This window comes from Blautia sp. MSK18_10, from assembly GCF_020553185.1.
GTDB classification, from domain to species: domain Bacteria; phylum Bacillota; class Clostridia; order Lachnospirales; family Lachnospiraceae; genus Blautia_A; species Blautia_A wexlerae.
Genome location: NZ_JAJCGT010000015.1, coordinates 41410 through 55059, shown reverse-complemented (window position 1 = coordinate 55059; position 13650 = coordinate 41410). Strand labels below are relative to the sequence as shown.

Sequence of the window (13650 nt, the reverse complement as noted above, 5' to 3'; positions counted from 1 at the left end):
AGGAAGGATTTTGGCTGGATATCGGCGTTTTATCGCATATGTATATGACTATGAAAGCGGAAAGAAAGGCAGCAATTGCGGATTTATTAAAGTTGAAGTAAAAGATCAGCAATGTTCTGTTGAGATTCATCTGCATTGTCCGGGGCTGCCTGAAAATGTAAAATGCAATATTTATGGATTTACACGAAAGGATGGCCTGATCAACGGAATTCTTCTGGATACCTGCGAGACAGAAAAAGAAACTGTAGAATGCCTGATCATAACAGATGCAACAGATATGAATGACTCCGGCGTTGCAATGGGTAAGTTGGGCGGAATGATCATTACTTCAGATACTGGCGGATTCTTTGGTACTGAATGGGACGATCAGCCTATACGTCCGGAGAATTTCCATGAAATAAAAGCTATGCCTGACGCAGATATTCCTGAATCTGCGAAAATCACTTCACAGAAACCCGAAGTTCCGGCAGGTATGGTATTACAGGAAATGCCCGAAGAACTTGAAGATATTTCAGAAAAACCCGAAGATATCTCGCTTACAAAAGTTCCTGACGATTCTTTATCAATTGAACCGTCTGCCAACATTCCGGCTCAGGGAACATCTGATAACAAGCCAGGAACAGAGTCATCCTATATCTCAGATAATACTGTTGAAGATTCCAATAGTTCTGAAAATGCCGGCAATCCTGTCCCGGAAAGAAATGCAGAAAACAGAAAAACCTCTGCCGAATTTTCCCCCTTCTCCGATGGCGAACTGATTTCTGCATGGAAGATACACCTTGATGACCTGAAGCATTTTCCGCGGCATTACTGTGCACTGCGCAATAACCGTTTTCTCCAGTATGGGCATTATAATTTCGGATATTTGCTTTTAGGACAAAGAAATAACGGACAGTATATCCTCGGCGTTCCCGGCGTTTATAATCAGCAGGAACGCTTTATGGCAAATATGTTTGGCTTTCCTTACTTCAAAGAAAGCAGCTATATAGAGATTCCAAAAATGCGCGGCGGTTACTGGTATCGTTTAATCGATGCCCCGGATTCCCACAGATAAAATCGTCTTTTGAAGGATCTTCTGAAAATTCTGAAGTTCTTCAAAAGTATAGCTTCCATATCCAGGCCTGAGGACTCCATCTGAGTCCTTATAAGCCTGCAGATAATATTCTTTCGCTCCTGCCAGCCACCCGGCGATTTCTTCAAAATCCTTTTGCGTATGCAGTTCCCGTACTACTGTTGTTCTGAATTCATAGTCCAGATTCCCATGCAGCAGAAAATCTGCTGTCTCAAAAATACTGTCCATATCAGGCTTTTCTATTCCGGTCAGATTTCCATAGTTATCCGGACAGGCTTTGATATCCATAGCTACTTTATCGATCAGTCCGGCTTCTGCCAGATGTTTTACAATCTTCGGACGTGAGCCATTGGTGTCCAGTTTAACAGCATAGCCCAGCTCTTTGATTTTTCCCAGAAATTCCTCCAGACCATCTGACAGTGTAGGTTCCCCTCCTGAAATGCAGACCCCGTCCAGAATCCCCTTTCTTTTTTTCAAAAAAGTCAAAAGTTCCTCCTGACTGTAATTCGGCTGTTCTCCGGGAGCCACAACCAATATACCATTCTGACAGAACGGACAGCGGAAATTGCATCCACCCAGAAATATAGTACTGGCTACCTTTCCCGGATAGTCCAGCAATGTCGTTTTATTAAAGCCACAGATTCTCATTGTTTATCTCCATTCCAATTATATTTTACCGTATATAAATCTGATATATCATTTTATCATCAGGCATCTGAATCCTCAAGTTAAACCACCTATGTTATAGCAATCCGGGCAAAAATCCGAAAAAAAGAACCCTGTTTTACCAGAGTTCTTAATCACATTATTGTTTTGTTATCAGTTCAACTGATAAACCTCAGCAGACTGAAGTCCGAAGCTTAATGCTTCTGAATGGCTGTCACAATAAATATCAACATGTCCATAAGGTGTTCCCAGATCCTCTACTGTGTATACATTTCCGTTGATCAGAAGCTGTGTTCCAAAGGGTACTCCCGCCATAGCTACAGTACGTCCTGCTGTCGGAACTGTTCCGCTGGCTGTCAGGTTACCTGCTGTACCGCAGCACTGTGCACAGTTGCAATATGCAGTCAGTGTAAAGTTGCCAAGGTATTTTCCCTGACCGGAAGAACTGTCTGAGGATGCCTGGCTGTCAGATGTATCTTCTGATTCATTGCTGTCAGAGTCTCCCTCATAGAAATCTGCATCGTTCTCTTCGTATGTATCTTCATCATCAGAATCCCCTGAATCTTCAGAAGTATCCTCAGATCCTTCAGTCTCCGAAGAATCCTGACTGTCCGAAGAGTCTTCCTCATAGGAATCTGTATCTTCTTCATAATCATCAGAACTCTCTTCTGCATCCTGTTCCTGTTCCTGTGCCGCTGCCGCCTCTGCTTCGGCCTGTGCCTGCGCTGCCTCTCTGGCTGCTTTTTCCTCTTCTGCCTGCTGCACAAGCTGAGCAATGCTGTTATCTGCATTGTTGATTTCTGCAGTCAGTGCTGCTGCTTCTTCCTGGCTTGCGCTGATCTGGCTTACATAGGAAGAGATGTTATCACTTGTGCTTGCTGCAAGATTCTGAACCTCCTGCTGTTTGGCCGCTCTCTCTTCAAGAAGCTGATCAATAGCAGCCTTCTCTTCCTCAGCAGTTGTTTCCTGATCTTTGATAGTGTTCTGAAGGTTCTCGCATTTCTCCAGCATAGTCCTGTCATACTGGGAAATCTTCGCAACACTCTCTGCATTGTTGAGGAACTCAGAAAGATCCTTAGATGACAGCAAAGTCTCTAATGCAGATGTACCACCATTCTCATACATATACTGGATGCGGAGTTTCATATCATCGTACTGTTTATTTAATGCTTTCTTAGCTTTCTTTAATTCTGTGTGAAGCTGTTTCAGCTCATTCTCTTTCTCTCCGGCCTGTATGCTGAGTTCAGAAATCGCATTAGTCAGGTCTTCATACTGTGTATTCAAATCAGACAGATAGTTCTCCAGCTCCTGCTTCTTGCTCTGAAGGCTGTCAATATTCGCCTGTGTCTGGGCAAGTCCGGCTTCTGCCTGCTGTTTCTGAGCCTGCATGTCAGCGATCGCATCTTCTGTTGCATATGCAGTTGTTCCCATAGAAAAAGTAAGCATTCCGGCCAGCAGTAATGAAAAAACTTTTTTCTTCATAAATTAATCACCTTTCTCGTTAATCTGAAACCCAGTATATCATATTTCGTAAAAAAATCAACACTTTTTATTAATTTATGTAATAATTATGTAACATTTTGTCGCTGTTCACTCCGTTCTCAGTAACACGCTTCGCGATGCACAGACTTTATGCTAATCGCATAAAGTCGCGCGGTATGTCTCGGGTTTTCTGTGACCTTCGCTCACAAAAAACACCTCGCGGGATACTGCCAGTGAACAGTAACAACATTTTATCTTCACTAATGCTCAGCAAAAACAGGCACTGCCCCTTTTTCAGAGACAGTGCCTGTGCTTCTTCTTATTTGTTTACAGTTCTTTATTCACCGGTTATTCCGCAGCTGCAGCTTCTTCCGGTTCCGCATCCATAACTTCCTGGAACTTGTCCAGAATGATCGTCTGGATCCTGTCACGTGTTGCAGAATTGATCGGATGTGCAATATCACGATATTCTCCGTCTGTTGCCTTACGGCTTGGCATAGCGATAAATAACCCTTTTTCTCCTTCAATCACCTTGATATCATGTACTACAAATTCATCATCGATCGTTATGGAAACAACCGCTTTCATCTTTCCTTCTTTTGCTACCTTCCTCACACGCACGTCAGTAATATTCATGATACAAATTTACTCCTTTCGATTTACCGAATCTATCCGGCTGTTTTATTTACAGTATATATCTGTCATTTTTCTCCACGACGATCTTCACTTCACCGTCGCCACAGTAATACGAATTTGCACGAATAGTATCCCGGCTTTCAACAATGCAGTTCTCAATATGAGTATTATCTCCCAGATATACATTGTTTAAAATCACAGAGTTCTTGATCACGCAGTTATTTCCTACAAATACGTCTTTAAAAAGAACGGAATTCTCCACCGTACCATTGATAATACATCCGCTGGCAACCAGGCTGTTCTTCACCTGTGCTCCCGGATTGTATTTTGCAGGAGGCAGATCATCAATCTTTGTCTTAATTGTCGGTTCCTGTTTAAAGAAATAGTTTCTGATCTCCGGTTTCAGGAAATCCATATTTGTCTTATAATATGCTTCTGCTGTGGAGATATTGCTCCAGTATGTGTCAATCTTATATCCATAGATTCTCTTAAGATTCTTGTAGCGGATCAGAATATCCTTTACAAAATCATGTCTGCCTTCCAGTGCAGCTCTCTCGATCAGTTCGATCAACTGTCTTCTTCGGATAACATAGATACCTGTTGAAATTGTATTATAAGAAGAAACCATTGGCTTCTCTTCAAATTCCTCAATCCTGCAGTCCTCATTCATACGGAGAACACCAAATCTCTCAATCTCACTGGGATTATCGCAGGTAGTGCATACTACCGTAACATCTGCACGTTTCGCAATATGATATTCAAGAACCTTGTTGTAATCCATCTTATAAATGCAGTCGCCGGATGCGATCACTACATATGGTTCATGACTGCTTTTAAGGAATTCCAGATTCTGATAAATAGCATCTGCTGTTCCCTGATACCACAGACTGTTCTCTTTTGTGATCGTAGGTGTAAATACAAAGAGACCACCCTGTTTTCTTCCGAAATCCCACCATTTGGAAGAGCTTAAATGTTCATTCAGAGAACGGGCATTGTACTGTGTCAGAACAGCAACTCTCTGAATATGAGAACTCGCCATGTTGCTCAGTGCGAAGTCGATACTTCTGTAGCTTCCGGCGATCGGCATTGCTGCGATTGCCCTCTTATTTGATAATTCTCTCATGCGGTTATTATTACCGCCAGCCAAAATAATACCTATCGCTCTCATTATTCGTCACCGTCCTTTGCTGTAATTACCTGTCCGCCGGCCAGCTCACCATCAGGATAATCCTCAGGAACAGTTATACCTGAGATTGCTGTATTCTTTCCGATCCTTACATTATCCGGGATCACGCTGCGTTCACCAACCGTAGCAATTCCAAATGCATAAACTGCAGGTTTCAGCACATTCGGAGCTTCCTCACCACATCCCAGTACAACATTGTTTCCAATAGTAACATCCTCGGCAATAATAGCCTTATCCATCTGTACGCCCTCACCAATGGTAGAATTGCGCATGATAATGGAATCACGGATCACGCTGCCTTTTCCGATCACAACATTTGGTCCGATCACAGAATTATGTATTTCCCCGTAAATTTCTGCACCCTCACCGATCAGACATCTGTCTGTAACCGCATCTGCTGAAATATACTGAGGCGGGATAATATCTCCCTTTGTGTAAATCTTCCAGAATTCTTCATAGAGATTAAATTCCGGAATAATATCGATCAGTTCCATATTGGCCTCCCAATAAGAACCCAGTGTTCCTACATCCTTCCAGTATCCATTGTATTCGTAGGCGAAAAGTCTCTCACCTTTCTCCTTGCAGTATGGGAGAACATGTTTGCCAAAATCACAGCTGTTCTGATCCTTCAGAGACATCAGTGCTTCCTTTAAAGCAGGCCAGCTGAAAATATAAATTCCCATGGACGCCAGATTGCTGCTTGGATGCTCCGGTTTCTCCTCAAACTCCGTAATGCGTCCTATGTCATCTGTTACCATGATACCAAAACGGCTTGCTTCCTCAATAGGTACCGGCATACAGGCAATCGTCACATCCGCTTTATTCGCTTTATGGAAATCAAGCATTACTTCATAATCCATCTTATAGATATGGTCACCGGATAAGATCAGGACATAATCCGGATTATACTGTTCCATGTAATCCATATTCTGGAAAATTGCATTGGCTGTTCCTGTGTACCACTCACTGCTGGTACTCTTCTCGTAAGGCGGCAGTACTGTTACACCACCTTCGTTTCTGTCAAGATCCCATGGAATACCAATTCCGATATGTGTATTAAGTCGCAATGGCTGATACTGTGTCAATACACCTACTGTATCGATGCCTGAATTAATACAGTTACTTAAAGGAAAATCTATGATACGATATTTCCCGCCAAAAGCAACTGCAGGTTTCGCTACTTTTTCTGTCAGTACACCCAGTCTGCTGCCCTGACCGCCGGCCAGAAGCATAGCTATCATTTCTTTCTTAATCATGCAATCACCTCTTGTTGTAGTTATGGTAACTATTCGTCAGTCTGCTGTTTCGCGAGGCACTGAACAGTTACAGGTTATGATTATTTAATTATAACACACTTTTATCTGTTAGTGAACATTATTTACAATTTTTGTTTCTCATTTTTTGTTTTTTTATGATTTTTGCACACATTTTTTATTGAGTCTGTATTTCCGCCGATATATTATTAGGCATTTTTTATATATCCAATGTCGTTTTTTGTAATTTTTTATCAACCAAAAGAAGTCCTTTTCATTTTAAGGCACAGGGAGTATAATAAACAGACAGATAAAACAGTTCCAGTAACTATGCGAATATGTTACAGTTACCGGATTTATAAAGATTTGTAAATAATTAATCAAGGAGAACATACTATGTATCAGATAGATTTTCACAAACCACTTCATATACATTTTATCGGTATCGGCGGCATCAGCATGAGCGGACTGGCCGAGATTCTTCTCGGCGAGGATTTTGTCATTTCCGGTTCCGATTCCAAATCCAGTCCTCTTACCCAGGCACTAGAGAAAAAAGGAGCCACCATCTATTACGGACAGCGTGCCACAAACATTACCGATGACGTAGATGTTGTGGTATATACCGCAGCTATCCATCCTGACAACCCGGAATTTGCCTGTGCAAAGGAAAAAGGACTTCCAATGCTCACACGTGCAGAGCTTCTCGGACAGATCATGAGGAATTATGATACTCCTGTTGCCATTTCCGGAACTCATGGAAAAACAACCACGACATCTATGGTATCTCACATTCTTCTTGCAGGAGACTGTGACCCGACCATCAGTGTGGGAGGTATTCTTCCTGCTATCGGCGGAAACATCCGCGTAGGCAATTCTGAGACTTTTGTCACAGAAGCCTGCGAATACACAAACAGCTTTCTGAGCTTTTTCCCGAAGATCAGTATTATCCTGAATATGGATGCAGACCATCTGGATTTCTTTAAGGATATTGACGATATCCGTCATTCCTTCCGCCGCTTTGCAGAGCTTCTTCCTGCTGACGGTACACTGATCATCAATGCAGATACTCCGAAATATGAAGATATCATCCGGGATCTTCCATGTAATGTGATCACTTATGGTCTGGAACATGATGCAGATTATCAGGCAGCAGATATCACTTATGACAAATATGGACATGCTTCCTTCTCCGTTCTGCGCAATGGCGTTAAGGTTGGCAGCTATTATCTGAAAGTGCCGGGCATCCACAATGTTTCCAATGCACTGGCAGCAATTGCCCTCGGTCATCTTCTTGGTCTTTCCGAAGAAGTGATCATCAAGGGACTTGGAAGTTTCACAGGAACAGACCGCCGTTTCCAGTATAAAGGAGAAGTTGCAGGGGTTACGATCGTAGACGATTATGCACATCATCCTACAGAAATTGAAGCAACTCTTCATGCCGCACACAATTATCCCCATAAGAAATTATGGTGTGTATTCCAGCCACATACATATACCCGTACCAAAGCTCTGCTTCCGGAGTTTGCCAAAGCACTCAGCCTGGCAGATCATGTGGTAGTTGCGGATATTTATGCAGCAAGAGAAACCGATACTCTGGGAATTTCTTCTGAAGATCTGCAGAAGCGTATTCAGGAACTGGGAACTCCCTGCGAGTATTTCCCTACCTTTGATGAGATTGAGAATTATCTGCTCTCCAACTGCCAGGAGGGTGATCTGCTCATCACCATGGGAGCCGGAGATGTTGTAAATATCGGGGAGCATCTGCTGGGTAAATAATGTTTCTGTCTGACATAAATATCAGCAATTTACACAGGACAATTCGGAAAATAATTTTTCAGAATTGTCCTGTTTTTTACAACCGCCCAATTTATAGCACTTATAGCAATAGAAGATACTGAACACTTGTGTCTCTGTCGACAATTTCCATTAAAAAGTTATAAACATTTTATCCCCCTCAATTCTTCCTTTATTTATAACAGTTTAGATCACTTATCCACATTTTCCACATCGTTATACACATTTTCATCTGCCTGCATATGTGGATGTGTATGTGCATAAATCACTTAACATAATTCGACATTATTCGTCCCCGTAATACTCCGTTTTTCCCTGAAATTCAACATTTTTCAGGTTTCCAATAATATATACCACATTTCACCTTTCCACATTATCCACATTATCCACATTCAAATGTGGATGAAATCTTCGACAAAAATCCCCTATTCTCTTTTAAAAAATGTTGTGCTATAATTCATAGATATCAAGTCAGAGGAAAAATATCTTTTTTTACTCTGACATCTTATTATTATGATATCAGGGTCAAAAGGTCAAAAAGTCGTTCGTGCTTGCACGATAAGACTTTTGAACTTGGGACCCGCCAAACATGAGAAAGTAGCGATTTACGCAGTAAATCAGCGGATTTCGAATGTTTGAGAATTGTGGGAGCTGCTTTGCAGCGGAGCAATTCGTGGATATCAGGTTAGGGGCAAAATACCTTTTGACCCTAACATCTTATTATTATGAAAGAGAGTGGAAATTCATGGCTATGATCACTTTACAGAATTCCCGCAATGCGGAAGTAACTGTATTAACCAACAATTTCATAGACAACTATATGCCTGGGGCCAATGGAGAATTTGTGAAAGTATATATCTATCTTCTGAGGCTTCTTTCTGACACCTCTGTACCCTTCAGTCTGGAGCAGATGGCTGATCATTTCTTCTGTACAGAACGTGACATTATCCGCGCTCTGAAATACTGGGAGAAAGAAAAACTCCTTACTTTAACCTACAGAAATAACGAAGATATAGCAGATATCATATTGAATGTACCACCTGTAAAATCTGCTGCTTCCGACACACCTGTTTTGGCAGCCCCTGTTACAAAAACAGAAACCCAGACTTCTTCTGCGCCGGCACAGCCTGTGAAGCAGACCACCAGATCAGCCACTGCACTGTCTCCTGACCGTGTAAAAGAATTAAAGCAAAATGATGAGATCGTACAGCTCCTCTATATCGCAGAACAGTATCTCGGCAAAACGCTCACTCCTACCGAGATGAAAAAGATCCTGTTTTTCTATGATGAGCTGAAATTCTCGCCTGATCTGATCGAGTACCTGATCGAATACAGTGTCAGCCGCGGGCATAAGAGTATGCGTTACATAGAAACCGTTGCTCTTGCCTGGGCAGATGAGGGAATCACCACTGTCACCATGGCAAAAGAGGCAAATTCCCGTTATGCCAAAGAATACTTTACTATTTTTAAATCAATGGGAATCAGCGGACGAAATCCGGTAGATACAGAGATTTCTCTTATGAACACCTGGCTGAATGATTATGGTTTTACCATGGATATCATCCAGGAAGCCTGCAGCCGTACAGTTCTCTCTACCGGACAGCCAAGTTTCCAGTATGCAGATAAAATCCTTTCCGGGTGGAAAGATAAAAATGTCCGTACACTTGCAGATGTCCGGCTCCTCGATGCTCAGCATCAGCGACAGAAGCTGGAAAAGAATACCCAGCGAAAAGCAGCTTCCAAACCGGCTGCATCAAACCGGTTTAACAATTTCCATCAGCGACAGTATGACTTTAACGAATATGAAAAGAAATTACTGAATCAGTAACGGCAGTGACATAATCGTCTGAAAGTCACTGAACAGCTACAAAAAAACAAACGAAAGGGTGTGAAGTCATGCCTTTACAGAATTATCAGTATGATACGATCATGCGGGAATACAGCAAGACCCAGTCTCAGAACAGACGTATTCTGGAGGAGCGTACTCAGGAGATTTATAAAAAAATCCCGCGCATCCACGAAATAGATGAAGAGGTTGCTACCTTAAGCGCCAAAAAAGCAAGAGCACTCTTAAGCGGAGAATCATCAGGTCTTGAGGACCTTAAAGCTGCAATCTCTCTTCTGTCCCAGGAGCGCAATGCCCTGCTGGTATGTAACTCATATCCGGAGGATTATCTGGAACTTCCATATAAGTGTCCGGTCTGTCAGGATACCGGTTACGTCGGAAACCAAAAATGTACCTGTTTTAAGAAAGCAGAGATAGAACTGCTCTATACGCAGTCCAATTTAAAAGAAATTCTCAAAAAAGAAAACTTTGACCACTTTTCTTTTGATTATTATTCTGATACAATGAAGAACGAAGCTACCGGACTGACAGAAAGAGAGACGGCCCGGAGAGCTTATGATATTGCCAGAGGTTTTGTGAGAAATTTTGACAGTTCCTTTGAGAATCTGTTTCTTTACGGTGATACCGGTGTGGGTAAGACTTTTCTTTCTCACTGTATTGCTCATGATCTTCTGGAATCAGCACATTGCGTTATGTACTTTTCCGCATTTGATCTGTTTGAACTGCTGGCAGACTCCAAATTCTCCAGAGATAAAACAGAAGGACAGGAATTTGTATTTGACAGCGATCTGCTGATCATCGACGACCTGGGAACTGAACTTACAAACAGCTTTGTCTCTTCCCAGTTGTTTTTGTGCATAAATGAACGCATCATGCGCAGGAAGTCTACGATCATATCAACAAATCTGAAACTGGAAAATTTCTCGGATACTTATTCCGAACGAACCTTTTCGAGAATCGCCAGCAACTACCGTATGGTGAAGCTGGAAGGAAAGGATATCCGTATACAGAAAATTTTTTTAGGAGGAAAATAAAACATGGCACAGGCAACAACTAAAGATTTAACTACACTTCCGGTGGGCAGACTTGGTCTGATCCCCCTGATCAGCTGTAAGGATCTGGGTGAAAAAGTAAATGAATGGCTGATACAGTGGCGTAAAGAGCGCAGCCACGAAGAGCTTGATTCTTTTGCATTTGAGGGTTATCAGAGAGAGTCCTATCTGATACCGGTCCAGACAGCACGTTTCGGTTCCGGTGAGGCGAAATGTACGATCATGGAATCTGTACGTGGTGACGATATCTATCTGATGGTTGATGTATGTAACTACAGTCTTACCTACAGCATCGGACCATACGAGAATCTTATGTCTCCTGATGACCATTTTCAGGATCTGAAACGTGTGATCGGCGCAATCGGCGGCAAAGCCCGCAGAGTAAACGTGATCATGCCTTATCTGTACGAAAGCCGCCAGAATATCCGCAGCGGCAGAGAATCCCTGGACTGTGCAACAGCACTTCAGGAGCTTGTAAGTATGGGTGTGGAAAACATCATCACTTTTGACGCACATGACGCGCGCGTGCAGAATGCAACACCTCTGCATGGATTTGAGACTATACAGCCATCCTATCAGTTTATCAAAGCTCTTCTCAATCATGAGAAAGGACTTCACATCGACAACGATCATTTCATGATCATCAGCCCTGATGAGGGAAGCATGAACCGCGCAATCTATCTTGCCAATATCCTTGGTGTTGATATGGGTATGTATTACAAACGTCTGGATTACTCCAAGAGAATCAATGGACGTCACCCAATCGCAGCTTACGAATTCCTCGGTCCAAACCTTAAGGGCAAAGATATGATCCTGATCGATGATATGATTTCTTCCGGTGATACAGTTCTTAAGATTTCTTCTCTCCTCAAGGAAAGAGGAGCAGGCAGAATTTATATCTGCTCTACTTTCGGACTGTTTACAAACGGACTCGAGAAATTTGATGAGGCTCATAAGGCAGGAGTGTTTGACAAACTGCTCACTACAAACCTGATCTATCAGTCTCCTGAGCTTCTTGCAAAAGATTACTATATCTCCTGTGATATGAGTAAATATATTGCCCTGATCATTGATACTCTTAATCATGATCAGTCTGTAAGCTATCTGCTCAACCCGGTTGACAGGATCAACCGCTGCGTAAGCAATTACATGGCTCAGTATGATGAGAAATAAATAACTTCTGTAAAATTTATAAAAAGAGATTTCATGTTCTGTTCCGGCTGTTTCATCCGAAATTCCTGCAGTACATGAAATCTCTCTTTTTGTTATATATAATGCAATCCACTCTTCTATGCGGCCCTACACTGAATAACTGCTTCGCAGTCTGGTTAAAAATTCAGGAAATAATTTGCTTCCCATAAGGGATTCCCTCTCTGTCCAGAAGTTCCATCTCGCGTTTACTGCAGGTACTGATGATAACCTGCTTTTTCTCCTTATACATCCATCCAAGAACTGCCTCAAGATCTTCTTCCTCATACATCCCAAAGATATCATCCAGTATCACCGGCAGACTTTCTTCCTGACACAGAAGCTCTCCTGCAGCCATGCGCATGGCAAAATAAATCAGCTCCAGAGTGCCGCGGCTGAGACATTCCAGTGCTTCCACTCCGTTCCCGGTAGTTACTGTCATATGGGATGCCGCATCCATCTGTACGTCCTGATATTCACCATCTGTAATCTCACTCAAAATCTGAGAAGTTCGTATCTGCAGCTTTCGTCCCACCTGAAGATGAATATTTCCTGACATTCTCTCTATGGTTTCCATCGCCATATTCAGAGCCTGTACCTCCCGCTCTTCCGATGTAAGCAGAAAAGAATTTTCTTCGTATTCCCGGTATTCTTCCTTAAGGTTACAAAGTTCTGTTTCTTTCTCATCATAGTCCTGTCTGAGATTTTCTTTACTGCATCTGAGTTTCTCCTGCCTGGATACCCAGCGTTTCTTCATCCGTATTCTCTTCTGAAATTCCCTTGCATACTTCAGCTGCTGTTTTCCACAAAATCCCACCAACGCAGCTGCAATAACCGCTACGATCAGACTTACCGAAACACTGTCCGCTATAATCGCAGTCAGAATCAATCCAAAGATGCCGGCAGCGGCCGATATCAGCATTCCCATTGCAAAGCTGTTTCTTTTTGCCTTTGCCTGTGCCATTCTCTCATCCAGAATAACCGCACCATTTTCATCTCCGGGATGCATCCGTAACGACTCCTCTTTCTCATTAATCTGATCCAGCTTTCCATTCAGATTATTCAGATCACTTATGATATCATCCATCCTGGTCAGAAGTTTCTGCCTCTCCTGTTCTGTCTCTTTCTGTTTTCTGTCTGCCTGGACCAGATAACCCTTTCTGGACATCTTGAGCATCTGCATGGCCCGTCCCAGATCCATGGAGCTGTCTGCAGTTCCCTGATAGCCGGTCATAAATTTTTGCAGCTCCCGAGCCAGATCCTGTTCTGTCGGACTCTTTAACTTCGCAGCAAAAACTGTATTATCGTAGATTGCTTCACTGATATCTCCGAGAAACATATTTTTAATATACGTATGTACTATCGCTCTTTCGCTTTCATTCTCTCCATACAGAACATTAATTCCCGGAGAAAACTCTAAAGTTTTATCATGGATTTCTCCAGAGTTTTTAATATTTAACTGTCTGATAATCATA

11 protein-coding genes are annotated in these 13650 nt (G+C 42.4%); 5 read left to right on the top strand and 6 right to left on the bottom strand.

Features of this window, described 5'->3' with window-relative positions; translation table 11 throughout:
- Positions 1-10 precede the first annotated feature (10 nt).
- Positions 11-1054, top strand: a complete 1044-nt coding sequence (locus tag LI074_RS08260) for a DUF6128 domain-containing protein (protein ID WP_118574024.1) — start codon at positions 11-13, stop codon at positions 1052-1054.
- Here LI074_RS08260 and LI074_RS08255 read toward each other — a convergent pair.
- The 5 genes from LI074_RS08255 to LI074_RS08235 form a co-directional block, all read right to left on the bottom strand.
- Positions 1025-1720: an anaerobic ribonucleoside-triphosphate reductase activating protein gene (locus tag LI074_RS08255; protein ID WP_118593407.1), complete on the bottom strand. Its 696-nt coding sequence runs from the start codon at positions 1718-1720 to the stop codon at positions 1025-1027. The genes LI074_RS08260 and LI074_RS08255 overlap by 30 nt on opposite strands.
- Before the next feature lie 171 nt (positions 1721-1891).
- Positions 1892-3220 carry a PcsB-like coiled-coil domain-containing protein gene (locus LI074_RS08250; protein ID WP_055152036.1) on the bottom strand — a complete coding sequence of 443 codons (1329 nt, stop codon included), beginning with the start codon at positions 3218-3220 and terminating at the stop codon, positions 1892-1894.
- Positions 3221-3568: 348 nt separating this feature from the next.
- Positions 3569-3856, bottom strand: coding sequence for a septation regulator SpoVG (gene spoVG / locus LI074_RS08245; protein ID WP_008706939.1), 288 nt, complete (start codon positions 3854-3856; stop codon positions 3569-3571).
- A 49-nt stretch (positions 3857-3905) separates the two neighbouring features.
- The gene (glgD, locus tag LI074_RS08240) at positions 3906-5024 is read right to left on the bottom strand and encodes a glucose-1-phosphate adenylyltransferase subunit GlgD (RefSeq protein ID WP_161276135.1); all 1119 of its coding nucleotides are present in this window, start codon (positions 5022-5024) and stop codon (positions 3906-3908) included.
- Entirely contained in the window at positions 5024-6298 is a 1275-nt protein-coding gene (locus LI074_RS08235) for a glucose-1-phosphate adenylyltransferase (protein WP_008706943.1), read from the bottom strand. The genes glgD and LI074_RS08235 overlap by 1 nt, the downstream gene beginning before the upstream one ends.
- A gap of 393 nt (positions 6299-6691) precedes the next feature.
- On the opposite strand from LI074_RS08235, the gene murC reads away from it, so the two are divergent.
- The 4 genes from murC (at position 6692) to LI074_RS08215 (ending at position 12160) form a co-directional block, all read left to right on the top strand.
- On the top strand, positions 6692-8071 hold the full coding sequence (gene murC / locus LI074_RS08230; RefSeq protein WP_020993254.1) for a UDP-N-acetylmuramate--L-alanine ligase: 1380 nt from the start codon (positions 6692-6694) through the stop codon (positions 8069-8071).
- A 763-nt stretch (positions 8072-8834) separates the two neighbouring features.
- The gene (locus LI074_RS08225; protein ID WP_173698081.1) at positions 8835-9917 is read left to right on the top strand and encodes a DnaD domain protein; all 1083 of its coding nucleotides are present in this window, start codon (positions 8835-8837) and stop codon (positions 9915-9917) included.
- A 68-nt stretch (positions 9918-9985) separates the two neighbouring features.
- Positions 9986-10969, top strand: a complete 984-nt coding sequence (locus tag LI074_RS08220) for an ATP-binding protein (protein ID WP_173698082.1) — start codon at positions 9986-9988, stop codon at positions 10967-10969.
- Positions 10970-10972: 3 nt separating this feature from the next.
- Positions 10973-12160 carry a ribose-phosphate pyrophosphokinase gene (locus LI074_RS08215; RefSeq protein ID WP_008706950.1) on the top strand — a complete coding sequence of 396 codons (1188 nt, stop codon included), beginning with the start codon at positions 10973-10975 and terminating at the stop codon, positions 12158-12160.
- Positions 12161-12323: 163 nt separating this feature from the next.
- Here the strand turns inward: LI074_RS08215 and LI074_RS08210 are convergent, their stop codons facing one another.
- On the bottom strand, positions 12324-13649 hold the full coding sequence (locus LI074_RS08210) for a hypothetical protein (RefSeq protein ID WP_173698083.1): 1326 nt from the start codon (positions 13647-13649) through the stop codon (positions 12324-12326).
- Position 13650: the final 1 nt, after the last annotated feature.